This is a genomic window from Kitasatospora sp. NPDC088351 (genome assembly GCF_040685575.1).
In the GTDB taxonomy this organism is placed as follows: Bacteria; Actinomycetota; Actinomycetes; order Streptomycetales; family Streptomycetaceae; genus Kitasatospora.
On the sequence record NZ_JBFBIL010000055.1, the window covers coordinates 6,192 to 32,864 of the forward strand.

Annotated in this window: 2 protein-coding genes; both read right to left on the reverse strand. The window is 73.8% G+C overall.

The features are described 5' to 3' along the window. Window positions 1-4: 4 nt before the first annotated feature. Window positions 5-24,088 carry a non-ribosomal peptide synthase/polyketide synthase gene (locus AB0P06_RS29250; RefSeq protein WP_363612529.1) on the reverse strand — a complete coding sequence of 8,028 codons (24,084 nt, stop codon included), beginning with the start codon at window positions 24,086-24,088 and terminating at the stop codon, window positions 5-7. A 103-nt stretch (window positions 24,089-24,191) separates the two neighbouring features. Next, window positions 24,192-26,489 carry an ATP-binding cassette domain-containing protein gene (locus AB0P06_RS29255; protein ID WP_363612531.1) on the reverse strand — a complete coding sequence of 766 codons (2,298 nt, stop codon included), beginning with the start codon at window positions 26,487-26,489 and terminating at the stop codon, window positions 24,192-24,194. Between the last annotated feature and the right edge of the window lie 184 nt (window positions 26,490-26,673).

Below are 26,673 nucleotides of genomic sequence, written 5' to 3' on the forward strand. Positions count from 1 at the left end.
GAAATCAGTCCTCCTGGTTGCGGGTTGGGGTATCACCGGTGGCCTCGGCGAGCTTGGCGGCCAGGATCGGTCCGATCTGGGCCAGCGAGCCGGCTTGGGTCATCCGGTTGTGCCGGGTGGCGATCTCGTGCGATTCGATCCGGCCGGCGATGTAGGGGCGCCAGATCCCGGGCCCGGCGTTGTCCTCGGTCCGGTCGATCGTGGAGTTGAAGAGCAGCAGGTCTCCGTCGAACTCGCCGGGAACGAAGTCGACTGCCAGCTTCGCGTTGTTGATCATGATCTGGACGATGACCTCGATCTGTCGCTCCGTCAGCCCGGCCAGCGCGCTGCCCCGCCGGTTCAGGATCTCGGCGACCTCGCCGTAGGTCAGCGCCCGGTCGCCCAGCTCGTCCGGGTCGACGTCGAGCACACCGACCAGCACGTCCCGCTCGGTGGGCACGGGCACCTCCTCGAACTGCACGTCCTTCACCGGGTAGGCGTCGAGGATCGCCAGCAGTGCGGTGCGCTCGCCGCGCGACTGGAGCTCGCAGGCGAGCGCGTGGGCGATCAGCCCGCCGGCGGACCAGCCGAGCAGCAGGTACGGGCCCTCCGGCTGGATCTTGCGGATCTGCTCGGCGTAGTCGGCCGCCATCTCCTCGAAGGACGTCGGCAGCGGTTCGGGCCGGCCGAGGCCGCGCGCCTGGATCGCGTAGACCGGGTGCTGGGGACCGACGTGGTTCAGCAGCCCGCTGTACGACCAGCTGATGCCGCCGCCGGGGTGGATGCAGAACAGCGGTGTCCCGTTCCCGGTGGTGCGCAGCGGCAGTACCACGTCCAGCGCGTCATCGGGATCGTTCATGACCAGGCGTTCGGTGAGCCCGGCCACGGTCGGCGCTTCGAACAGCGTGCGCAGGCCCAGCTCGACGCCGAGGGTCTCGCGGACGCGGGACGCCAGGCGGGCGGCCAGCAGCGAGTGCCCGCCCAAGCCGAAGAAGCTGTCGTCGATGCGGACCTGCTCCCGGCCGAGGACCTCGGCGAACAGGTCGCACAGCAGCTGCTCCTGCGGCGTCCGGGGGCCGCGTCCGGTGCCCGGCGCACCGTACTCGGGGGCGGGCAGGGCAGCCCGGTCCAGCTTGCCGTTGGCGGTCAGCGGCAGCGCGTCCACGGTGACGAACGCCGACGGCACCATGTACTCGGGCAGCTCGCGGCTCAGCCGGTCGAACAGCTCGCCCGCCTCGGGCACCCCCTCGGGGGCGGCCACCAGGTAGCCGACGAGCCGCTTGTCGCCCGGCTGGTCCTCACGGGCCACCACGGCTGCCTGGGCGACGCCCGGGCAGCTCGCGAGCACGGCCTCGATCTCGCCGGGCTCGATCCTCAGACCGCGCAGTTTGACCTGGTGGTCGGCCCGTCCGGCGAACTCCAGCGTGCCTCCCCCAGCGCCCACGGCCTGGCGGCCGGGAGGTGCCCCCACCGGCCGGGGGTGCCCCCATGCCTGCCACCACGCCAGGTCGCCGGTGCGGTACATCCGGCTCCCGGCCGGCCCGTACGGGTCGGCGGTGAACCGCTCGGCCGTCAGACCCGGGCGGCCGAGGTAGCCGCGGGCCACTCCCACTCCCGCGAGGTACAGCTCGCCGACCATGCCCGTCGGCACCGGCCGCAGGTGGTCGTCGAGCACGTAGGCGCGCATGTTGGCCATCGGCCCGCCGATCGGCACGGTCGCGGCGTGCTCGGGGAGGGTGCGCACCGGGTGGCAGGTGGCCAGGGTCGTGGCCTCGGTCGGCCCGTAGCCGTTGACCACCTCGATGCCGGGGCAGGCCGCGCGCACGCGGGCGACGGCGGCCGGGGAGACCACGTCACCGCCGGTCCAGACCTCGCGGACCCCGGCGAGCAGGCCCGGCCGCTCCTCGGCGACCAGCCGGAACAGGCCGGCCGTCAGCCACAGGCCGGTCACCCGGTGCTCGGTGACCGTCCGCTGCAGCAGGTCGAGGTCGAGCCGCTCCGGCGGTGCGACCACGACCCGGCCGCCGCTGAGCAGCGGCACCCACAGCTCGTACGTCGAGAGGTCGAAGGCGGTCGGGGAGTGCATCAGCACCCGCTCGTGTCCGCCGCCGCGCCATTCGGGGGTGAGCGCGAGGCCCACCACGTCGCGGTGGGTGACGGCCACGCCCTTCGGCCGCCCGGTGGATCCGGAGGTGTACATGATGTACGCCAGCTGCCGGGGGTCGCAGGGGACTTCGAGTTCGGACGAGTCGGGCTCGGCCCGGAGCAGCGCGGTCGGCACGTCCTCGGTGAGCACCAGCGCGGCCCCGGTCTCCCGCAGGATCAGCTCGATGCGGGACGACGGGAAGCGCGAGTCGAGCGGCACGTAGGCGCCGCCCGCCTTGACGATCGCGAGGATCGCCACGACCAGCTCCGCCGAGCGCTCCAGCATGACCGCGACCGGTGTCTCCGGCCGGACGCCCCGGCGGATCAGCGCCCGCGCGAGGCGGTTGGTCCGCAGGTCGAGTTCCCGGTAGGTCAGCTCGATGCCGCCGGCCGCGACCGCCACGGCGTCCGGGGTGGCCCGGACCTGGCGGGCGAACAGTTCCGGCACCGCGGCCTCGGGCAGCTCGGCGGTGGCGCCCGTGAACTCGGACAGCAGCCGGTGGCGTTCCTCGCCGGACATGATGTCGATCCGGCTGATCGGCCGGTCGGGGTCGGCGGCCGCCGCGCGCAGCAGCCGCGCCCAGCGGTCGAACAGCAGCTCCACGGTGGGCGCGTCGAAAAGGTCGGTGGCGTACTCCACCGCGCCGACCAGGCCGTCGAGGCCGCCGTCCGGGCGGAACTGCTCGGCCAGGCTGAAGGTCAGGTCGACCCGGGAGGTCCCGGTCGGCGCCTCCAGGTGGCCGGTCTCCAGCCCCGGCAGTGCGAACTCGCCCAACGGCGCGTTCTGCAGGGCCAGCATGATCTGGAACAGCGGGTGGTGGGCCAGCGACCGCACCGGGTTGACCACCTCGACCAGGTACTCGAACGGCACGTCCTGGTGGCCGTACGCGGTGAGTGCCTTCTGCCGCACCCGGCCGAGCAGTTCGGCGAAGCCGGGGTCGCCGCCGGTGTCGGTGCGCAGCACCAGGGTGTTGACGAAGAAGCCGACGAGCTCGTCCAGCGCCTGGTCGGTACGGCCGGCGATCGGGCTGCCGATGGGGATGTCCGTACCGGCGCCGAGCCGGGTGAGCAGCGCGGCGAGGCCGGCCTGGAGCACCATGAACATGCTGGCACCTCGCTCGGCGGCCAGGTCCCGCAGTGCCTGGTGCAGTTCGGCGTCCAGCCGGACCACGACCCGGCCGCCCAGCTGGGAGGCCACCGGCGGGCGGGGCCGGTCGGCGGGCAGCTGCACCTGCTGCGGAATCCCCGCCAGCTCGTCCTTCCAGTAGGCCAGTTGCCGGGCGAACAGACTGTCCGGATCGGCGGCGTCGCCGAGCAGATCGCGTTGCCAGCGGGTGTAGTCGGCGTACTGCACCGGCAGCGGGGACCACTGCGGCTCCTCGCCCCGGCAGCGCGCCGCGTAGGCCGCCGCGAGGTCGCCGGAGAGCGGGCCCATCGACCAGCCGTCGGCGGCGATGTGGTGCACCACGACCAGTAGCACGTGCCGGTCGGGGGCGAGCGCGTACAGCGCCGCCCGGACCGGCGGTTCCGCGGCCAGGTCGAAGCCGCGCCGGGCCGCGTCCGCCAGCCGTTCGGCCAGTCGGCTCTCGTCGATCTCGACCACCGGCAGCTCCGGGTGCGCCTGCGAGGCGCTCAGCACGACCTGGTACGGCACGCCGCCCGTCTCCCGGAAGACGGTCCGCAGGCTCTCGTGCCGGGCGATCACGTCCGCCAGCGCGGCGTGCAGGGCCTGCCGGTCGAGTCCGCCGGTCAGGCTCAGTGCGAGCGGCATGTTGTAGGTGGCGCTCGGCCCGTCCATCCGGTGCAGGAACCACAGGCGGCGCTGGGCGAAGGACAGCGGTACCAGCTCGGGACGCGGGTGGGCGGTCAGTGCGGGCCGCGCCGTTCCGGAGCCGTCGAGACGGGCCGCCAGCTTGGCCACGGTCGGGGTCTCGAACAGCGTGCGGACCTCCAGCTCCGCGCCGAGGGTCGCCCGCACCCGGGAGGCCAGGCGGGTCGCCAGCAGCGAGTGCCCGCCCAGGTCGAAGAAGCTGTCCTCGACCCCGACCTGGGCCAGCCCGAGCACCTCGGCGAACAGCTCGGCGAGGAGCTGCTCCTGCGGGGTGCGCGGCGCCCGCCCGGCTCCGACCGAGCCGAGGTCGGGAGCGGGCAGCGCGCGGCGGTCGAGCTTGCCGCCGGCCGTCAGTGGAAGCGTCTCCAGCGCCACGAACGCCGACGGGACCAGGTAGTCGGGCAGCCGCCCGCGCAGCCAGTCGCGGAGTTCGCCGATGAGGGCGCCGGTGCCCCTACTGCCGGTCGGGCGGTTGGTCAGCGAGGACAGCGCCCTGCCGGTGGCCCTGACCGGTCGGTACGGCTCGACCGGGGAGCCGTGGTGCGCCCGCGGATCCGCGAAGACGACGTCCACGGCGTCGGCCTGGGTGGCCGACCAGGTGACGCCCACCCAGCGGTCGAGTTCCCGCCCCAGCTCGTGGAAGTCGTCCGGGTCGGGCAGGCCGCCCTCCTCCGGGGCGTGCAGCCGTTCCAGCAGCTCGGCGAGCGAGGCGTCCCCGTCCTGCACCGCGCGGGCCAGGGCGGACTCCCGCGCCACCCGGCGGTTGGGCACCCCGGTGACCCGCAGCACGCCCGCGAGCGGCTGGGCCAGCAGCTCGCGCAGCTCGGCCAGGCCGGCGACCTGCCGCCCCCACTCCAGCTCGACCGGTCGGCCCGGGGCCGCCGGGGCGGCCGGCGACTTGTGCAGCGTCACGTCGTAGCGGTAGCGGCTCAGTTCGTTGTGGTGGCGGCCGCGTTTGACCTCCACGGCCACCACACCGACGTCCGTGCCGTGCTCCCGCAGGACGGTGAAGAAGTCCGGGTCGACCAGGAGTTCCTTCTCGACCCGGACGGCCTGCTCCACGGCGCGGCGCACTGCGGCGAGGTCGGCGCCGTCACCGGTTCGGTGCAGCTGAACGGCCGTGGCCAGCGGGCGCAGCAGCCGCAGGTTGCGGACGTCGCCGATGAAGAGCGCGCCGCCGGGGGCGAGCAGCCCCATCAGCTTCCCGATCACGTCCGCAAGGTACTCGGCGGACGGGAAGTACTGCACCACCGAGTTGATCACGATGGTGTCGAACGTCCCGGTGGGCAGTCCGTCGGTGTCGTGCGCCGGGCGGGTCTGCAGCACGACACGCTCGGCCAGGTCCTCCTGTCGGGCCACCTGGGCGGCCAGCGTGTCGATCGCGGTCGCGGAGAAGTCGGTCGCCCAGTAGGTCTCGCAGTGCGGCGCGACCTGCGAGAGCAGCAGTCCGGTACCGACGCCTACCTCCAGCACCCGGCGGGGGCGCAGGGCCAGGATGCGGGCCACGGTGGCGTCCCGCCACTCCCTCATCTGCTCGACCGGGATCGGGCTCGCGTCGTAACTGCTGTTCCATCCCACGAAGTTCCGGCCGAAGGCGGCTTCCTCGGGGGTGATGGGCAGGGCGTCGTAGATGTCCTGCCACTCGCCCACGTGGTCGGCTTCGAGACCGCTGTCCCGGGACGCCTCCAGACGCGGGACGACGTAGCCGATGAGCCGGTCGTCCTGGGCGAGGACGGCGGCCCGGGCGACGGCGGGGTGCTCGGCCAGGGCCGCCTCGACCTCGCCGGGCTCGACCCGGAAGCCGCGCACCTTCACCTGGTCGTCGGCCCGGCCGAGGTACTCCAGCTGGCCTCCCCCAGCGCCCCCAGCCTGGCGGCTGGGAGGTGCCCCCACCGGCCGGGGGGACCCCCAGGCACGGAACCGCACCACGTCGCCGGTGCGGTACATGCGGTCGCCGTCGTTGCCGAACGGGCAGGCGACGAACCGTCCGGCCGTCAGACCGGGTCGGTTCAGGTACCCGCGCGCCAGCCCGGCGCCGGCCACGTACAGTTCCCCCGGCACGCCCGGCGGCACCGGCCGCAGCCGCTCGTCCAGCACGTACACCCGAGCGTTGGCGATCGGACGGCCGATCGGCGGCACACCCGCCGCCGGGGACAGCGGGTCGCTCATCGTCGCGCACACCGTCGTCTCCGTCGGACCGTACGCGTTGATCATCCGCCGGCCCGGCGCCCACCGGGCCACCAGCTCCGGCGGACAGGCCTCACCCGCCACCACCAGCGTGGAGACGGGCAGCGAGTCCTCCGGGAGGGCGGCCAGGACGGACGGCGGCACGGTCACGTGGGTGACCGCCAGGCCCGGGTCGGTCAGCGCGGCCACCGGCTCGGCTGCGGGCAGCACCAGGGCCGCGCCGCGCAGCAGGGCGGTGAAGATCTCCGACACCGAGGCGTCGAAGCTGGGCGAGGCGAACTGGAGCACTCGGCTGCCGGGTTCGATCGCGAACCGCTCGATCTGGGCGGCCACCAGACTGGCCACGCCGCCGTGGCCGACCACGACGCCCTTGGGGCGGCCGGTCGAGCCCGAGGTGTAGATCACGTACGCCGGGTGCCGGACGTCCAGCGCGACCACCGGGTCGCTCTCCGGCCGGTCGGAGACCTCGGACACCAGCGCCGGATCGTCGACCACCACCACCGGCCGCGCGTCCTCCAGCATGAACGCGATCCGCGCCTGCGGATACGCCGGATCCACCGGCAGATACGCGGCCCCGGCCTTCAACACGCCCAGGACGGCCACCACCGACTCCACCGACCGCGGCAACGCCACCGCCACCAGTTGCTCCGGCCCCACACCCCGAGCGATCAGGGAATGCGCGAACCGGTTCGCCCGGGCATTCAGCTCCCGATACGTCAACTCCATGCCGCCACGGACCAGCGCGACCGCATCCGGCGTCGCCGCCACCTGCACCGCGAAGGCCTGCGGCACCGGGACGGCGCCCACCTCACGGGCTGTCGCGTTGCCCCGCTCCAGCAGCCGGTGCCGCTCGTCCGCGTCGAGGAGGTCGATCCGTCCGATCGGCTGCTCCGGATCGGCGGTGACCGTCTCCAGCAGGAGCGTCCAGCGCCGGGCGAGGGCGGCGACCGTCGACCGGTCGAACAGGTCGGTGGCGTACTCCACCACGCCGACGATCCCGGCCGGACTGCCGTCCGGACCGAACTGCTCGGCGAGGCTCACGCCGAGGTCGAACTTGGCGGTGCCGGTCGCCACCGCGAAGGTGGCCACGTCCAGGCCGGGCAGCGCGAACCGGCCCATCGGCGCGTTCTGCACAGCCAGGATGGTCTGGAACAGCGGGTGGTGCGACAGCGACCGGGACGGGTTCAGCACCTCCACCAGGTGCTCGAACGGCACGTCCTGGTGCGCGAACGCCTCCAGCGCCGTCTCCCGAACCCGACCCAGCAACTCGACGAACGACGGATCACCACTCGTGTCCGTCCGCAGCACCAGCGTGTTGACGAAGAACCCGACCAGCTCGTCCAGCGCCTCGTCCGTACGCCCCGCGATCGGACTCCCGATCGGAACGTCCGTCCCCGCGCCCAACCGCGTGTACAACGCGGCGAGGCCCGCCTGCAGCACCATGAACAGACTGGTGCCGGTACGCCGCGCCAACTCTGCCAGCGCTGTGTGCAGTTCGGGGCTCAGCTGCAGGCCGACCTGGTCCCCGCGCCAGCCCGCGACGGCCGGCCGCGGCCGGTCGGTGGGCAGCGGGAGCAGCTCCGGAAGGCCGGCCAACTGGCGCTTCCAGTAGTCGAGCTGTTCGGCGAACCGGCTTTCCGGGTCGGATGCGTCACCGAGCAGGTCGCGCTGCCACAGCGTGTAGTCGGTGTACTGCACCGGCAGGAGCGACCAACCCGGCGAGCGGCCCTCGCACCGGGCGGCGTACGCCTCGGCCAGGTCGCGGGCCAGCGGCCCGGTGGACCAGCCGTCACCGGCGATGTGGTGCACCACCAGCAGCAGCACGTGCTCGTCCGGCGCGACCGCCAACAGCTCGGCCCGCAGCGGGGGTTCCGCCGCCAGGTCGAAGGGCTGCCGGGCGGACTCGGCGAGCCGCTCCGTCAGCTCGGCCTCCGACACCTCGGTCAGCCGCGCCCGGGGCCGGGCCGCGCCGGGGTGCAGGACGAGTTGGCACGGTACGCCGTCGACCTCCGGGAAGACCGTCCGCAGGCTCTCGTGCCGGGCCACCACGTCGGCCAGTGCCTCGTCCAGTGCCGCCCGGTCGAGTGTCCCGGTCAGTCGGAGCGCCAGCGGAATGTGGTAGGTCGCGGTGCTGCCGTCCATGCGGTGCAGGAACCAGAGCCGGCGCTGGGCGAAGGAGAGCGGCACAGCCTCGGGCCGCTCGTGCGCGGTCAGCGCCGGGCGGGCGCGGCCCGCCTCGCTCAGCGCCGCGGCCAGGCCCGCCACGGTGGGTGCCTGGAAGAGCGCGCGCAGCCCCAGTTCCACACCGAGCACCGAGCGCACCCGCGCGGCCAGCCGGGTGGCGAGCAGGGAGTGCCCGCCCAGCTCGAAGAAGTCGTCGTCGACCCCGACCTTCGCCAGCCCGAGCACCTCCGCGAACAGCCCGCAGAGGATCTGCTCCTGCGGGGTGCGCGGCGCGCGGCCCGCCTCCGTGGTCACGGCCTCGGGCGCAGGGAGCGCCGCCCGGTCCAGCTTCCCGTTCGGCGTCACCGGCAGCGTGTCCAGCACCACGAAGACGGCCGGCACCAGGTAGTCCGGCAGGCGCTCGCGCAGGTGTGCCGCCAGCTCCGCCGGGCGAACCGCCGCGCCGGACCGCACGGCCACGTAGCCGATGAGCCTCTCCTCCTGGGCGAGGACGGCGGCCCGGGCCACGGCGGGGTGCTCGGCCAGGGCCGCCTCGACCTCGCCCAGCTCGACCCGGAAGCCGCGCACCTTCACCTGCTGATCGGCCCGGCCGACATACTCCAGCTCGCCGTCCGTGCGTCGCCGCACCAGGTCGCCGGTGCGGTACATCCGGTCACCGTCCGGGCCGAACGGGCAGGCGACGAACCTCCCGGCCGTCAGACCGGGCCGGTTCAGGTAGCCGCGCGCCAGACCCGGGCCGGCGACGTACAGCTCCCCCGCGACGCCCGGCGGCACCGGCCGCAGCCGCTCGTCCAGCACGTACACCCGGAAGCCCGCGACCGGTCGGCCGATCGGCGGCACACCGGAGGCCGGCGACAGCGGGTCGCTCATCGTCGCGCACACCGTCGTCTCCGTCGGACCGTACGCGTTGATCATCCGCCGGCCCGGCGCCCACCGGGCCACCAGCTCCGGCGGGCAGGCCTCACCTGCCACCACCAGCGTGGACGCGGCCACCGAGCCCTCCGGCAGGGCGGCCAGGGCCGAGGGCGGCAGGGTGACGTGGGTGACGGTCAGCCGGCGGTCCGTCAGGGTCTCCAGCGGGGCCTCGGCCGGGGCCAGGACGAGGGCGGCGCCGGTCAGCAGGGCGCTGCACAGGTCCCAGAAGGACGCGTCGAAGCTGGGCGAGGCGAACTGGAGCACCCGGCTGCCCGGCGCCACGCCGAGCCGCTCGGCCTGCGCCGCCACCAGGCCCGACACACCGCTGTGGCTGACCGCCACGCCCTTGGGGCGGCCGGTCGAGCCCGAGGTGTAGATCACGTACGCCGGGTGCCGGACATCCAGCGCGACCTCCGGGTCGTTCTCCGGCCGGTCGGAGACCTCGGACACCAGCGCCGGGTCGTCGACCAGCAGCGCCGGACGGGCATCGTCCAGCATGAACGCGATCCGCGCCTGCGGATACGCCGGATCCACCGGCAGATACGCGGCCCCGGCCTTCAACACGCCCAGGACGGCCACCACCGACTCCACCGACCGCGGCAGCGCCACCGCCACCACCTGCTCCGGGCCCACACCCCGGGCGATCAGCGCATGCGCGAACCGGTTCGCCCGGACGTCCAGCTCCCGGTACGTCAGCTCGGTGCCGCCGCAGACCAGCGCGACCGCATCCGGCGTCGCCGCCACCTGCGCCGCGAACAGCTCCGGCAGGCTCGCCTTGGCCGCCCCGTCCCCGACGGCGGGAAGCAGCTCGGCGCGCTCCTCGGCGGACAGCAGGTCGATCCCGCCGATCGGCCGTTCCGGGGCTGCGGCGACCGCGGCCAGCAGCCTGGTCCAGCGGGCGACCAGCGTCTCGACCGTCGCACGGTCGAACAGGTCGGTGCTGTACTCGACCGCACCGCTGAGCCCGGCCGGCGCGCCGCCCGGTCCGTGCTCCTCCGCGAACCCGAAGGTCAGGTCGAGCCGCGCGGTCCCCGTGGTCACGGCCATCCCGGAGACCCGCAGGCCGGGGAGGTCGAAGTCGCCGCCCGGCGCGTTCTGCACGACCAGCCCGGTCTGGAACAGCGGGTGGTGCGACAGCGACCGGGACGGGTTCAACACCTCCACCAGGTGCTCGAACGGCACGTCCTGGTGCGCGAACGCCTCCAGCGCCGTCTCCCGAACCCGACCCAACAGCTCCACGAACGACGGATCACCACTCGTGTCCGTGCGAAGCACCAGGGTGTTGACGAAGAACCCGACCAGCTCGTCCAGCGCCTCGTCCGTACGCCCCGCGATCGGACTCCCGATCGCGATGTCCGTCCCCGCACCCAACCGCGTGTACAACGCGGCGAGCGCCGCCTGCAGCACCATGAACAGGGTCGCCCCCGAGCGCCGCGCCAACTCCGCGAGCGCCGCGTGAAGTTCGGCGTCGATCCGGACGTCCAGCAGGTCGCCGCCGTACGACATGGCGGCCAGGCGCGGGCGGTCGACGGGCAGTTGCAGCTGCTCGGGCAGCCCCGCCAGCGCCTCGCTCCAGTAGCCGACCTGGCGGGCGAACACGCTGTCGGCGTCGTGCTCGTCACCGAGGATCTCGTGCTGCCACAGGGTGTAGTCGCCGTACGTCACCGGCAGCGGCGGCCAGGCGGGTGTCCCGCCGCCCCGCCGGGTGGCGTAGGCGGTGGCGAGGTCGTGGGCCAGCGGGCCCATCGACCAGCCGTCACCGGCGATGTGGTGCATCACCAGCAGCAGCACGTGCTCGTCCGGCGCGACCGCGAGCAGTTCCGCCCGCAGCGGCAGGTCCGAGGTGAGGTCGAAGCCGCGCACCGCCGCCTCGCGCAGCAGGGCCGGTACCTCCGCCTCCCCGGCCGCGCGCACCGTCAGCGGGACAGCGGCCTCGGTGGCGTCCAGCACCCGCTGGTGCGGGACTCCGCCGGCGTGCGGGAAGACCGTGCGCAGGGTCTCGTGCCGGGCCACCACGTCCGCGAGCGCGGCGTTCAGGGCGGCCCGGTCGAGGTCGCCGGACAGCCGCAGGGCCAGCGGCATGTGGTAGGTGGCGCTCGGCGCGCCGAACTGCTGGAGGAACCAGAGCCGGCGCTGGGCGAACGACAGCGGCATCGGCTCGCGGCGGGGCCTGGGCACCAGGGCCTGCCGCGCGCGGCCGGCCTCGTGCAGGGCGGCCGCGAGCCCGGCGGGCGTCGGCGTCCGGAACAGGCTGCGCAGCTCCAGTTCGACGCCGAGGGTCGCCCGGACCCGCGACATCAGCCGGGTGGCGAGCAGGGAGTGCCCGCCGAGGTCGAAGAAGTCGTCGTCGACGCCCGCCCGCGGCAGGCCCAGGACCTCGGCGAACAGCTCGCAGAGGATCTGCTCCTGCGGGGTGCGCGGCGCCCGGCCGGCTCCGGCCGTGCCCGGCTCGGGCGCGGGCAGCGCCGCCCGGTCCAGCTTCCCGTTCGGCGTCAGCGGCAGCGCGTCCAGCAGCACGAACGCCGACGGCACCAGGTGGTCCGGCACCCGCTCGCGCAGGTACGCCGCCAGTGCTTCCGCGGTGGCCGGTCGCTGCGCCGAGGGCACCACGTACGCGACGATCCGCTGCTCCGGGGCGAGCACCGCGACCTGGGCGACGCCCGGGTGCGCGGTCAGCTCGGCCTCGATCTCGCCCGGTTCGATCCGGAAGCCGCGCACCTTCACCTGGTGGTCCACCCGGCCGGCGAACTCCAGCTCGCCGTCGGCGCGCCAGCGAACCAGGTCGCCGGTGCGGTACATCAGCGAGCCCGCCGGGCCGTACGGGTCGGCCACGAACCTGCTCGCCGTCAGCCCCGGCCGGTTCAGGTAGCCGCGGGCCAGCCCCGTCCCCGCCAGGTACAGCTCACCCGTCACCCCGGGGGCGACCGGCCGCAGGGCCGGATCCAGCACGTACGACCGGCAGTTGGCGATCGGCCGACCGATCGGCACCGGCAGCGGGCAGTCCGCCGGGTCGGCCGGCAGCGGGTAGGCGGTGATCACATGGGTCTCGGCGGGCCCGTAGTGGTTGTGCAGTACCCGGCCCGGGCGGCGGGTCTGGAAGCGGCGCACCGCGCCGCCCAGCCGCATCGCCTCGCCGGCCTGGGCGACCAGCCGCAGGCTCGGCAGCTCCAGCCCGGCTTCCTCGGCGGCCTCGGCCAGCGCCTCGACCACCAGGTTGGGCGCGAACAGCTCCCCGACCTCGTGCCGGTCGAGCCAGTGCGCGAACAGTTCGGCGCTGCGGCGCTGCTCCTCGGTCGGCACCACCAGGGTCTTGCCGTACAGCAGCGCGGAGAGCACCTCCTGCACCGAGACGTCGAAGCTGATCGCGGTGAACTGCGCGGTGCGGGTGCCGGGTTCGCCGCCGACGGCCTCGTGGTGCCACGCCAGCAGGTTCAGCAGCCCGGCGGCGGGCATCACCACGGCCTTGGGCCGGCCGGTGGAGCCGGAGGTGTAGATGACGTACGCCGGGTGCCGCGCGTCCACGGCGACGGCCGGGTCGTGCTCCGGCCGCTCCTCGGCCGGTGTGACGGCCGCGAGGTCGTCCAGGACCACGGCCGGCCGGGCGTCCTCCAGCATGTACGCGATGCGGGCGGCCGGGTAGTCCGGGTCGATCGGCAGGTACGCCGCACCCGTCTTGAGCACCGCGAGGACGGCGACCACCAGCTCGGCCGAGCGCGGCAGCCGCAGGGCGACGACCTGCTCCGGCCCCACCCCACGGGCGATCAGCGCGTGCGCCAGGCGGTTGGCCCGCCGGTTCAGCTCGCGGTACGTCAGCACGGTGCCCTCGAAGACCACCGCCGGGGCCTGCGGGGTCGCCCGGACCTGCGCCTCGAAGAGGGCCGGCAGGCCGTCGGCGGGAACCGGTCGGGCGGTGTCGTTGCGCGCCACCAGCAGCTCGTGCCGCTCCTCGGCGGTGAGGACGTCGATCCGGCTCAGCGGCCGGTCCGGCGCGGCGGCCACCGCCGCCAGCAGCCGCAGCCACCGGGCGACCAGGGCCTCCACCGTGGCGTGGTCGAACAGGTCGGTGCTGTACTCGACCCGCCCGACGATGCCCTCGGCCGTCCCGCCGGTAGCACCGCGCTCCAGCAGGTGGAAGCCGAGGTCGAACATCGCCGTGGGTGTCCGCACCAATTCGATCTCGGCGCTCAGGCCGGGCAGGGCGAAGTCGGTGCGGGGCACGTTCTGCAGCGCGAGCAGCACCTGGAACAGCGGCTGGCGGGCGAGCGACCGGGACGGGTTGAGGGCCTCGACGACGTGCTCGAACGGCAGGTCCTGGTGCGCGTACGCGGCCAGCGCGCCCTCCCGGACCCGGCCCAGCAGCTCGGCGAACGACGGGTCGCCGGAGGTGTCGGTGCGCAGCACCAGGGTGTTGACGAAGAAGCCGACCAGGTCGTCCAGCGCCTGGTCCGTCCGGCCGGCGATCAGGCTGCCGACCGGGATGTCGTCGCCCGCGCCGAGCTTGTCCAGCAGCGCCGCCAGCGCGGCCTGGAGGACCATGTAGGCGCTGGCCCCGTGCTCCCGGCCCAGGCGGACCAGCCCGGCGTGCAGCCCGGCGTCCAGCTCGACCGCGAGGTGGCCGCCGGAACAGGAGGGTGCGGAGGAGCGGTGGCGGTCGGCGGGAAGCCGGATCTGCTCGGGCAGGTCCGCCAGCGTCCGTGTCCAGTGGGCCACCTGGCGGGCGAACAGGCTCTCCTGGTCGGCCGCGTCGCCGAGCAGTTGGTGCTGCCACAGTGTGTAGTCGGCGTACTGGACGGGCAGTGGTGCCCACTGCGGTTCCTCACCCCGGCAGCGCGCCGCGTACGCGGTGGCCAGGTCGGTCGACAACGGGCCCAGCGACCAGCCGTCACCGGCGATGTGGTGGACCACCACCAGCAGCACGTGCTCGTCCGGTGCCGTCTCGAACAGCTCGGCACGCAGGGGTGGTTCGGTGGCGAGGTCGAATCCGCGCGCCGCGGCCGCCACCAGCAGCTCCGGCAGGTCCGTCCCGCCGGTCCTGGTGACCGGCAGCTGCGGCCGGACCGTCCGCGCGTCCAGCACGTCCTGGTACGGCACCCCGTCGACCTGCGGGTAGACCGTGCGCAGGCTCTCGTGCCGGTTGACGACGTCAGCCAGCGCCTCCTCCAGGGCAGCGCGGTCCAGCGGGCCGCAGAGCCGCCACGCCAACGGCATGTTGTAGACGGAGCTGGCGCCCTCCAACTGGTGCAGGAACCACAGTCGGCGCTGCGCGAAGGACAGCGGGACCCGGTCGGGCCGCTCAACGTGGCGCAGTGCCAGCCGCGCCTGGCCGGCCCGGCCGAGTCCTGCGGCCAGCCCAGCCACCGTCGGCGTCTCGAACAGGCTGCGCAGTTCCAGTTCCACACCCAGCGTGGCACGCGCCCGGGCCACCAGCCGAGTCGCCAGCAGCGAGTGTCCGCCGAGCTCGAAGAAGTCGTCGTCGACCCCGACCCGGGCTACGCCCAGCATCTGCGCGAACAGCTCCGCGAGGACGTGTTCCTGTGGTGTGCGCGGGGCCCGGCCGTCGCGTGGCGCGGTGTACTCGGGCTCGGGCAGGGCGCGCCGGTCCAACTTGCCGTTGACGGTCAGCGGCAGGCTCTCCAGGCTCACGAACGCGGTCGGCACCATGTGCTCCGGCAGCCGCTCGCGCAGGTGCGCCCGCAGCGTATCCGGTTGGAGCTCCTCCCCGGTGACGGGCACCACATAGGCGACCAGGCGCTGGTCCTCCGTACGATCCTGCCGGACGATCACGGCGGCCTGCGCGACGTGCGGGTGGTCGGCGAGCACGGTCTCGATCTCGCCGAGTTCGATCCGGAAACCCCGGACCTTGACCTGGTCGTCGGTACGCCCGAGGAACTCCAGGTTCCCGTCCGATCCCCACCGCACCAGGTCACCGGTGCGGTACATGCGCTCGCCGGCCGGCCCGAACGGATCGGCCACGAAACGCCCGGCAGTCAGACCCGGGCGGTTCAGGTAGCCCCGTGCCAGGCCCGCGCCCGCGATGTACAACTCACCCGCCACACCCGTGGGCGTCTGCCGCAACGCGCCGTCCAGCACGTACGACCGGGTGTTGCCGACCGGCCGGCCGATCACCGGGCGCGGGCTCGACTCCAGCGGCGCGATCACCGAGTTCACCGTGCACTCGGACGGACCGTAGAAGTTCAGGCACGACACCCCGTCGGCTGCCCGCAGCCGCTCCCACAACTGCTCCGGAACGGGCTCCCCACCCGCCGCGACCACCGCCGGACGCCACTGCGCATCGCCCAACAGACCTCGCTCGAACAGGACTTGAAGGTACGACGGGGTGGCGCCGACATAGTCCAGCCCGCACCGCGCAGCGTAGTCGACGAAGGCGTCCGGGTCAGCCCAGGTCTCCTCGTCCAGGACGTGCAGTTCGTGGCCCGCGAACAGGCCGAACAGCTGGTCCCAGGACGCGTCGAACGACACCGACGTGGTCAGTCCCACCCGCAGTCGCCCCTTCGGCCGCCGCGCGAACAGCAGCGGCCGCTGGTTGGCGAACAGGTTGAGCAGGCCGCCGTACGTCGACACGACGCCCTTGGGCCGCCCGGTCGAGCCGGAGGTGTAGATGACGTAGGCCGGATGCTCCGGATCGACGGCCACCTCCGGGTCCGCTGCCGGGAAGCCCTCCAGCGTCGCCGCGGTCTCCGGGTCGTCGACCACCAACCCCCCGGCGACACCGGCCCCGGGCAACCGGTCCCGGGTACGGGCATCGGTCACCACCATGACCGGCTGGGCGTCGTCGAGCATGTAGCCGATCCGGGCGGCGGGGTACTCCGGATCGACCGGGACGTACGCGGCACCGGCCTTCAGCACCGCGAGGATCGCCACCACCAGCCCCGCCGAACGCGGCAGGGCCACCGCCACCGGCCGTTCCGGCCCCGCCCCGCGAGCGATCAGGGCATGCGCCAGCCGGTTCGCCCGCGCGTCCAGCTCCGCATACGTCAACGATGCCTCCGGCCCCACCACCGCGACCGCGTCCGGCGTCGCCCGCACCTGCGCCCGGAACACCTCCGCCAGACTCTCGCTGGGACCCTCGGCCACCGGGCCGGTACCCAGCGCCAGCAGCTCACGCTCCTCCTCCGCGGCGAGCAGGCCGAATCGGCTGAGCCGCCGCCGCGGGTCGGCGACCGCCGCACGAAGCAACCGCTGCCACCACCCGATCATCGTCTCGACGGTGGCCGGGTCGTACAGGTCGCTGGTGTACTCGACGAACCCGTCGATCCCCTCCGGGGAGCCGTCCTCCGCGTGCCGCTCGGACATCGTGAAGATCAGGTCGAGCTTGGCGGTGGTCGTCGTCAACGGCATGTCGCCGACGTGCAGCCCGGGCGGGGCGAAGTCGGCCCGGGGCGCGTTCTGCAGCACCAGCATCACCTGGAACAGCGGGTGGTGCGCCAGCGACCGCGCCGGGTTGAGGGCCTCGACGAGGTACTCGAACGGCAGGTCCTGGTGGGCGTACCCGGCCAGCGCGGTGTCCCGCACCCGGCCCAGCAGCTCGGCGAACGTCGGATCGCCCGAGGTGTCCGTACGGAACACCAGGGTGTTGACGAAGTAGCCGACCAGCTCGTCGAGGGCCTGGTCGGTCCGGCCGGCGACCGGGCTGCCGACCGGGATGTCGTCGCCCGCACCGAGCTTGCTCAGCAGCGCCGCCAGCCCGGCCTGGAGCACCATGAACAGACTGGTCCCGTGTACGCGGGCGAGCTCGCGCAGTCCGCGGTGCAGCTCCGCGTCCAGCCCGGCCGGCACGAAGCCGCCCCGATGGGAGGCGACCGCCGGGCGGGGCCGGTCGGTGGGCAGCCGGAGCTGCTCCGGCAGCTCGGCCAACTGCCGCGTCCAGTAGGCCGCCTGGCGGGCGAACGGGCTGTCACCGTCGGTGGCGTCGCCGAGCAGCTCGTGCTGCCACAGGGTGTAGTCGGCGTACTGGACCGGCAGCTCCGCCCACTGCGGCTCCTCGCCCCGGCAGCGCGCCGCGTAGGCGGCGGTCAGGTCCTGCGTGAGCGGGCCCAGCGACCAGCCGTCACCGGCGATGTGGTGCAACACCAGCTGGAGCACGTGCTCGTCCGGTCCGAGCTCGAACAGGCCGACGCGCAGCGGCAGATCGACGGCCAGGTCGAACGGCCGGGCCTTCGCGGTCGCCAGCACGCCCGGCAGCCCGGCCTCGGTGGTCCGGCTCGCGTCCAGCCGCGGGCGGCCCGCCACGACGTCCAGCACCTGCTGGTGCGGCACACCGTCCACCGCCGGGAAGACGGTGCGCAGGCTCTCGTGCCGGGCGGCCACGTCCGCCAGGGCGGCCTCCATGGCCCGCCGGTCCAGGTTCCCGGACAGCCGCCAGGCCAGCGAGATGTGGTAGTTCGCGCCGGCACCCTCCAGCTCGTGCAGGAACCAGAGCCGCCGCTGCGCGAACGACAGCGGGATCCGCCCGGGCCGCGGGTGGGGTGCCAGTGCCAGCTGCGCCCGGCGGGCACCCGCCAGGGCGGAGGCCACGCCGGCCGGGGTCGGGGTCTCGAACAGGGTGCGCAGCTCCAGCTCCACCCCCAGGGTCGCGCGGACCCGGGCGGCCAGGCGCGTCGCCAGCAGCGAGTGCCCGCCCAGGTCGAAGAAGCTGTCCTCGACACCCGCCCCGGCCACCCCGAGGACCTCGGCGAACAGCTCGCAGAGGACTTGCTCCTGCGGGGTGCGCGGCGCGCGGCCGGTGCCCGCGGGGGCGAGGTCGGGAGCGGGCAGGGCCCGGCGGTCCAGCTTGCCGTTGATGGTCAGCGGCAGCGCGTCCAGCACCACGAACACCGACGGCACCATGTGCTCCGGCAGCCGTCCGGCCAGGTGGGCGCGCAGCTCGGCCGGGCGCGGCGCGGAGCCCGAGGCGGGCACCAGGTAGGCGACCAGCCGGGTGTCGTCGGCGCGGTCCTGCCGGGCCAGCACGGCGACCTGGGCGACGCCGGGGTGCGCGGCGAGCGCCGCCTCGATCTCGCCGAGCTCGATCCGGAAGCCGCGCACCTTCACCTGCTGGTCGGCCCGGCCGACGTAGCGCAGGCTGCCGTCCGCCCCTCGGCGCACCACGTCGCCGCTGCGGTACATCCGCGACCCCGGCGGCCCGAACGGGTCCGCCACGAACCGCCCGGCGGTCAGGCCGGGCCGGTTCAGGTAGCCGCGCGCCAGACCCGCACCCGCGACGTACAGCTCGCCGGGCACGCCCGGGGCCACCGGCCGCAGGCCGGCGTCGAGCACATACGTCCGCAGGTCCGGGAGGGACGTGCCGACCTGTCCTGCGGCGGTGCCTGACCGGTCGAGTGCCGCGTGGGTGACGTGCACCGTGGTCTCGGTGATGCCGTACATGTTGACCAGCCGCGGCGCGTCGTCCGGGTGCCGCTCGTACCAGCTCGCGAGGCGGGCGGGCTCCAGGGCCTCGCCGCCGAACACCACCGTGCGCAGGGCGAGTTCACGGCCGGTCTCGGGCGCCTCGACGTCCGCCTGGATCAGCTGGTAGAAGGCGGACGGCGTCTGGTTGAGCACGGTCACCCGCTCGCGGGCGAGCAGCTCCAGGAACCGGCCGGGCGAGCGGCTGGTCTCGTGGTCCACGACCACCAGTCGGCCGCCGTGCAGCAGCGCGCCCCACAGCTCCCACACCGAGAAGTCGAAGGCGTAGGAGTGGAAGAGCGTCCAGACGTCCTCGGCGGAGAAGCCGAACAGTTCCCGGGTGGTGTCGAACAGCCGCACCACGTTCCGGTGCGGGACCACCACGCCCTTGGGGTCGCCGGTGGAGCCGGAGGTATGGATGACGTAGGCCGGGTGCCCGGGGTCGACCGGGACCACCGGGTCCGTGTCCGGCAGCCCGTCCAGGCCCGCGGCGTCCAGCAGCAGCCGGTCCACCGCCTCCGCGCCCGGCAGGTCGCCGATCCGGCCGGTCGTCACGAGCAGCGCGGGCCGGGCGTCCTGGAGCAGGTAGGCGATCCGGGCCGCAGGGTACTCCGGGTCCACCGGCACGTACGCGGCGCCGGCCTTGAGCACCGCGAGGATCGCGACCACCAGCTCGGCCGAGCGCGGCAGGGCCACCGCCACCAGTTGCTCCGGCCCCACGCCCCGGTCGATCAGGACGTGCGCGAGCCGGTTGGCCCGGGCGTTCAACTCCCGGTACGTCAGCGACACTTCGCCGCTCACAAGGGCGGTCGCGGCCGGGTTCGCCCGTACCTGCCGCTCGAAGAGCGCGGTGATACCGCTCTCCGGCAGCTCGCCGTCCCGGCCTTCGCCGGCCGGCAGCAGCGCGCGGAGCTCGTCGGCGGACAGGACGTCCACCCGGCCGATCCGCCGGCCGGGGTCGGCGGACACGGCCCGCAGCAGCCGAAGCCACCGCTCGACGATCCCCGCCACGGTGGCCGCGTCGAACAGGTCGGTGCTGTACTCCACCAGGACCGACAGCCCGTCCGCACCGGGCTGTTCGGTCACCATGAAGGTCAGGTCGCACTTGGCCGTCCCGGTGTGGACCAGGTCGGTCGCCACCCGCAGCCCCGGCAGCTCGAACGCGCCGAGCGGCGCGTTCTGCAGGGCGAGCATGGTCTGGAACAGCGGGTGGTGCGACAGCGACCGGGCCGGGTTCAGCGCCTCCACCAGGTGCTCGAACGGCACGTCCTGATGCGCGTACGCGGCCAGCGCGTCGGCACGCACCCGGCCCAGCAGCTCGGTGAACGACGGGTCGCCCGACAGGTCGGTACGCAGCACCAGGGTGTTGACGAAGAAGCCGACCAGGTCGTCCACGGCCTCGTCGGTGCGCCCGGCGATCGGCGTGCCGATCGGGACGTCGGTGCCCGCGCCGAGCTTGCCCAGCAGGGCGGCCAGCCCGGCCTGGAGCACCATGAACAGGCTGGCCCCGCCGTCCCGGGCGAGCGCGCGCAGGCCCTGGTGCAGCTCGGCATCGATCCGCACCGGCAGGTGGGCACCCCGGTAGGACATCGCCGCCGGCCGGGGCCGGTCGAACGGCAGTTCCACCTGCTCGGGCAGGCCCGCCAGCTGCTCGCTCCAGTAGGCCAGTTGACCGTTCAGCAGGCTGTCCGGGTCCGAGCCGTCGCCGAGCAGTTCCCGCTGCCACAGGGCGTAGTCGGCGTACTGGACCGGCAGCGGCGACCACTCCGGCTTCGCCCCGTCGGATCGGGCCGCGTAGGCGGTCGTCAGATCCTGCGAGAGCGGCCCCATCGACCAGCCGTCACCGGCGATGTGGTGCACCACGAGCAGCAGTACGTGCTCCTCCGGTCCCAACTGGAACAGTTCCGCGTGCAGCGGCGGCTCCGCGGAGAGCTCGAAGCCGTACCGGGCCGCCTCCGCCAGCCGATCCGGCAGGTCGTGCTCGCCGACCTCGGTCACCCGCAGCCGCGGCCGTGCCACGTCGAGGTCCAGCACCCGCTGGCACGGCACGCCGTCGACCGTCGGGAAGGTGGTGCGCAGGCTCTCGTGCCGCTCGACCACGTCCGCCAGGGCGGCCTCCAGGGCTCGCTGGTCCAGGTTTCCGGACAGCCGCAGCGTCAGCGGGATGTTGTACGTGGCGCTCGGGCCCTCCATGCTGTGCAGGAACCACAGTCGGCGTTGCGCGAAGGACAGCGGAACCGTCCCGGGCCGCTCGCGCCGCGCCAGCGCCGGCCGCGCCCGGCCCGCGACATCCACCGCCGCCGCCAGTTCCGCCACCGTCGGCGCGTCGAACAGGTCGCTCAGCCTCAGCTCCACGCCGAGCACCGATCGCGCCCGGGCGACGAGCCGGGTGGCCAGCAGCGAATGCCCGCCGAGGTCGAAGAAGCTGTCGTCCGGCCCGGCCTCGGCCACTCCGAGCACTTCGGCGAACAGCCCGGCGAGCAGGTGCTCGGTCGCGGTGCGCGGGGCGCGGCCCGGGGCGACTGCGGCCTGCTCGGGCGCCGGGAGGGCCCGACGGTCGAGCTTCCGGTTCGGTGTCAGCGGCAGCGCGTCCAGCGTCACGAACGCGGCCGGCACCATGTACTCCGGCAGCCGCTCGCGCAGGTGTTCGCGCAGCGCGGCCGCGGCCACCTCGGCACCGGATGCCGGCACCACGTAGGCGACCAGCCGGGCGTCCTCTTCGGTGCGCACCAGAACGGCGGCCTGTGCGACCTGCGGGTGTTCGACGAGCACGGCCTCGATCTCGCCGAGTTCGATCCGGAACCCCCGGATCTTGACCTGGTCGTCGGTACGGCCGAGGAACTCCAGGTTCCCTCCCCCGGCCTCCGACCGGGGGGACCCCCAGGCGTCCCACCGCACCAGGTCACCGGTGCGGTACATGCGGGAGCCGGGCGGCCCGAACGGGTCGGCCACGAACCGCCCGGACGTCAGACCCGGCCGGTTCAGGTAGCCCCGCGCCAGGCCCGCGCCGGCGACGTACAGCTCGCCCGCGACGCCCGTCGGCATCGGTCGCAACGCGCCGTCCAGCACGTACAGCCGGGCGCCCGGGACCGGCCGGCCGATCACCGGGCGCCGGCTCGACTCCAGCGGCGCGACGACCGAGTTCACGGTGCACTCGGACGGCCCGTAGAAGTTCAGGCAGGACACCCCGTCGGCCTCACGGAGTTGCTCCCACAGCCGCTCCGGAACGGCCTCCCCGCCGGCTGCGACCACCGCCGGACGCCACTGCGGATCGTCCAGCAGTCCCCGTGCGACGAGGACTTCGAGGTAGGACGGGGTGGCCTCGATGAAGTCGAGGCCACGGCTCCGGGCGTAGTCGACGAAGGCGTCCGGGTCGGTCCAGGTCGCGTGGTCCGGGACGTGCAGCTCGTGGCCCGCGAACAGGGCCAGCAGTTGGTTCCAGGAGGCGTCGAACGACACCGACGTGGTCAACGCCACCCGCAGCCGTTGCCGGTCCTTCAGCAGTGGCGGGAACAGTGTCTGCTGCTGACCGGCGAACAGGTTGAGCAGCCCGCCGTGCGTCGGCACCACGCCCTTGGGTCGCCCGGTGGAACCGGAGGTGTAGATGACGTAGGCCGGGTGCTCCGGATCGACGGTCACCTCCGGATCCGCTGCCGGGCAGTCCGCCACCAGCGCGGCCGGCCCCGGGTCGTCGACCACCAGCCGCTCGGCGGCACCGGGCTCCGGCAGCCGGTCCCGGGTGCGGGAGTCGGTCACCACCAGGACCGGCCGGGCGTCGTCGAGCAGGTACCCGATCCGGGCGGCGGGGTACTCGGGATCGACCGGGACGTACGCCGCCCCCGCCTTGAGCACCGCGAGGATCGCGACCACCAGCTCGGCCGAGCGCGGCAGGGCCACCGCCACCAGCCGCCCCGGCCCCACCCCACGGGCGATCAGGGCGTGCGCCAGCCGGTTCGCCCGCGCGTCCAACTCCGCGTACGTCAGGGACGCGTCCGGCCCCACCACCGCGACAGCGTCCGGCGTCGCCCGCACCTGTGCCCGGAACACCTCCGGCAGGCTGCCGGCGGAGCCCTCGGCCACCGGGCCGGCGCCCAGCTCCAGCAGTTCCCGCTCCTCGTCCGCGGTGACCAGGCCGAGCCGGCCGACCGGCCCCTGCGGGGCGCAGTCCGCGACGGTGTCCAGAAGTGCGAGCAGACGCCTTTGGTGGACGGCGAGTTCGTCGTTGCTCCAGGTCCGGGGCGCGCCCTTGAGTTCGACCCGGAGTTCGTTGTCTCCCCGCCGACCGGTGATCCAGAGGGACAGCCCGGTGATCGGCTCCGGGAGCAGGTAGTGCAGCGTGGCGGGGTGCCCGGCGAAGCTCAGCGCGGAGTCGAAGGCCATGATGTTGACGACGAGCGGGAACGTCGCCCCACCGGCACCGGGAACGCCGAGGTCCCGAAACACCTCCTCGCTGCGGTAGCGCTGGTGCGCGAGGGCCGCGTCGGACTCCCGTGCCACCTCGGCGACCAGCTCGTGCCACCGCGTGTCCGGTCGCACCGACAGACGGAGGGGCACCACGTTCGCCACCGCGCCGGGGGAAGTCATCAGGTCGCGTCCGGCTCCCTCGCGGCCGGTGACGGGAAGGCCGATCAGCACGTCCCGGTCCCCGGTGAGCCGGTGGGTGTAGAGGGCTGCCGCTGCGATCAGCGGCCGGGACCAGTGGCCTCCCGTCTCCTGCGCCGCCGATCGCAGCGCTTCCACGCGGAGCACCCCCGGTTCCACCGCGGGATGCGGGCCGTTCCCGCTCCGCGGAGCCCGACCGGTGAGCCGGGTCGGATCCGGCCGGCCGGCGAGCAGCTCCGTCCAGTACGACCGGTCGGAGGCGAACTGCTCCGAGGCGCGGTAGTCGGCTTCGCTGCGGAGCAGGACGTCCAGGGAACGGAACGACGACGGCGGGACCGGTCCGCCTGCGGCCAGCGCGGTGTACACCCGCGTGATCCGCCGCCGGACGAGGGAGAGGCCGAATCCGTCCATCACCAGGTGGTGGTAGTTCTGGTACAGGATGTGGTGCGTCGGCGAGAGGCTGATCAGCGCGAAGCTGAAGAGCGGGTCACGGGTGAGATCCAGCGGGCGCACCCGGTCCCGGGCCATCCATGCCAGGGCCGCCGCCCTGGGGTCGGGCTCCGAGCCGAGGTCGAGCCGGGCCGGTGTCCAGTCCCATTCCGCACGGACGATCTGACGCGGGTCCTGCCCGTCGTGGTCGAAGGTCACGTGCAGCACGTCGATCTCGTCGACGACCCGGCGCAACGCGGTCTCGACGAGCTCCCCGTCGACCGGTCCGTGGATCTCCAGGTAATCGCCGATGCGGTAGGCGTCGGGTGCTGTCCGCGCGTGCTGTTCGGCGAGCCAGATCTCGCGCTGTGCCGCGGTCAGGGGAAGGACGTCGCCGTCGCGACGGGACATGGGGGTACCTCCAGAAGTGTGGGCGGGCGTACGCGCAGGGCACGCCGGGCCCCGCCGGCCGCGGTGACGTCACGCGGTCGGCGGGCGGGCGCTGCTGCGGTGCTCAGGCGGCGATTTCGCCGGCCTGGAGCTGCCAGAGGGATGCGTAGAGTCCGTGCTGGGCGAGGAGTTCGTCGTGGGTGCCCTGCTCGGCCACGACGCCGCCCTTGTCCATGACGTAGATCCGGTCGGCGTGGCGGACCGTGGAGAGCCGGTGGGCGATCACGACCATGGTCCGCTCGGCCCCGAACCTCCGGAGCGTGCGCTGGATGGCGGCCTCGGTCTCGTTGTCCACCGCGGAGGTGGCCTCGTCGAGGATCACGACCGGCGCGTCCTTGAGGATCGCCCGCGCCAGGGCGATCCGCTGCCGCTGGCCGCCCGAGAGCGCGGCGCCGCGTTCGCCGATCACCGTGTCGTAGCCGTCCGGCAGCGTCGCGATGAAGGTGTGCGCCTCGGCCATCGTGGCAGCCTCGACCAGGGCCTCGTCCGGGGCCTCGAAGCTGCCGTAGCGGATGTTGTCGGCGATGCTGCCGTCGAACAGGAACGGGTCCTGGGCGACGAACCCGACCGCGTCCCGCAGGTCCCGGCGCGGCAGGTCGCGCACGTCGCGCCCGTCGAGCAACACGCTGCCGGACTCCGCGTCCTGGAAGCGCATCAGCAGCTTGGCGACGGTCGTCTTGCCGGAGCCGGTGGCGCCGACGAGGGCGGTGACCCGGCCTGCGGGAATGGTCAGTGAGAGGTCCTCCAGCACCGGCGGGCGGCCGGGGTAGGCGAAGGTCACGTCGTCGAGGACGATCTCGCCCCGCACCTTCTCGGTGTCGAGCGGTCCGCCGGTGCCTTCGGTCTCGACGGGCAGGGCCCGCAGGCGGTGGACCCGGTCGTAGGCGGCGAGCGTGCGCTGGTACTGGTCGACGATGCCGCCGAGCCGGTTCATCCGCAGCAGCACCATCTGGGGCAGCCCGATCAGCGGGCTGAACACCTCGAACGGCAGGCTGCCGTTGAGCACCGACCGACCGCCGATCAGCAGGGTGCCGGCCATCGAGCTGGTCGTGCAGACCCTGACGGTCTCGGCGTGGCGGATCGTGCTCCGGTCGGTCTGCTCGTTGCTCTCCTGGGCCTTCGCGCTCAGCTGGTCGATGCGCTCGGCTTCGTAGTCCTCGGTGCAGAAGCTCTTGACGGTGGCGCCGGCCTCCAGCGTGTTGACCAGCTGGCTGTGCAGCCTGGCCCGGTGCTCACCGGAGGCGGCGTAGTCGGCCGTGACCTTGTCCTGGTAACGGAGCGACAGCCAGGCGATGACCGGGATGGGCAGGAAGGCGATCCAGGCGATCTGCGGTGCCAGCACGAGGAACAACGGGACCAGGATGGCCAGGCTGGTGCCCAGCTGCAGCACGTCGTTGGCCGAGGTGGCGAAGAAGGTGCCCAGCTGGCGGACGTCGTCGGTGAGCACCCCGGCGATCCGGGTGGTCCGCTCGCCTTCCAGGTGCCGTAGTTCGAGGTGCTGCACGTGCTCGTACGTGCGGCCCCGCCAGTCGTGCTCGATGTCCTGGCCGAGCTGACGCCACTGGAGGTTCGAGGAGTAGGAAAGGCCCGCGACGGCGACACAGGCGATGGTCACCATCCCTGCCAGGCCCCAGAGTTGGGCTGACGCGGTGGTCAGGCCGAAACGGACCAGCGGCGCGGCCTCGCCCTTGATGAGAACCAGTGCGGTCCAGCCGAGGAAGGTACCGAGCGCCATCTCCGAGATCTGGCATGCGACCGAGAGCACGGAGGCGCGGTAGAGGCGGCGGCGGTGCGGTCCGACGACCTCCAGCAGGGGATGGCGCCGGGCCTCGGCTCCGGAGAGGTCCCGGGCCGTGTCGGCCGTTCTGCGCCAGGCCTTCCGGACGACGGCCACGGTCGCGGCCGCGACCCCGCCGAGTGCCACCAGCTGCTTGCTCAGCGCCGACCCTCGGATCAGCGCGATGCCGGCCGCCACCCCGCCGCCGACGGCGAGGACCGGGCGTACGACGAGGCCGCGGTCCGGACGCGAAGCAGGTTCGGCGGCGGGTCGGGCCGGCGCCGGGCGTCCTGTCCTGGTCGGCCCCTCCGTGACCACGGCGACCGCTCTGCGGACGATCCGGCCGACATCCGCGGCACGTACCCGCGCGTCGTGCCGGACGAGGACCCCACCGGTGATCGGACTTGCCTGCGCCTCGGTGATCCCGGGGACGCGCCGCAGGGCGGCGGCGAGGACTTCGGCCGTCCGGGGCCGTCCGAGAACCGGCTTGACGTCCCAGCGCTGGCGACCCGGGATGACCGAGCGCGGGCGCACGTCCGAATCCACGGAGCGGTTCCCGGCTGCGGCACCCAGCAGAGATGGCATGTGTTCGATCACCTGTTTGCGGAGGTCGCGGGAAATCCGTCATCGGGCATGGCGGAACACTGCGACGGAGTGGAATATCTGGCGGGAAAACGATTCGGCCGATGGGCGGCGGCCGACCGCCGCTTGGACGCATCTTCCGAGGTCGGTCGAAACATGCACCCAGGCGGTGGGTCGGGCCGCGCGA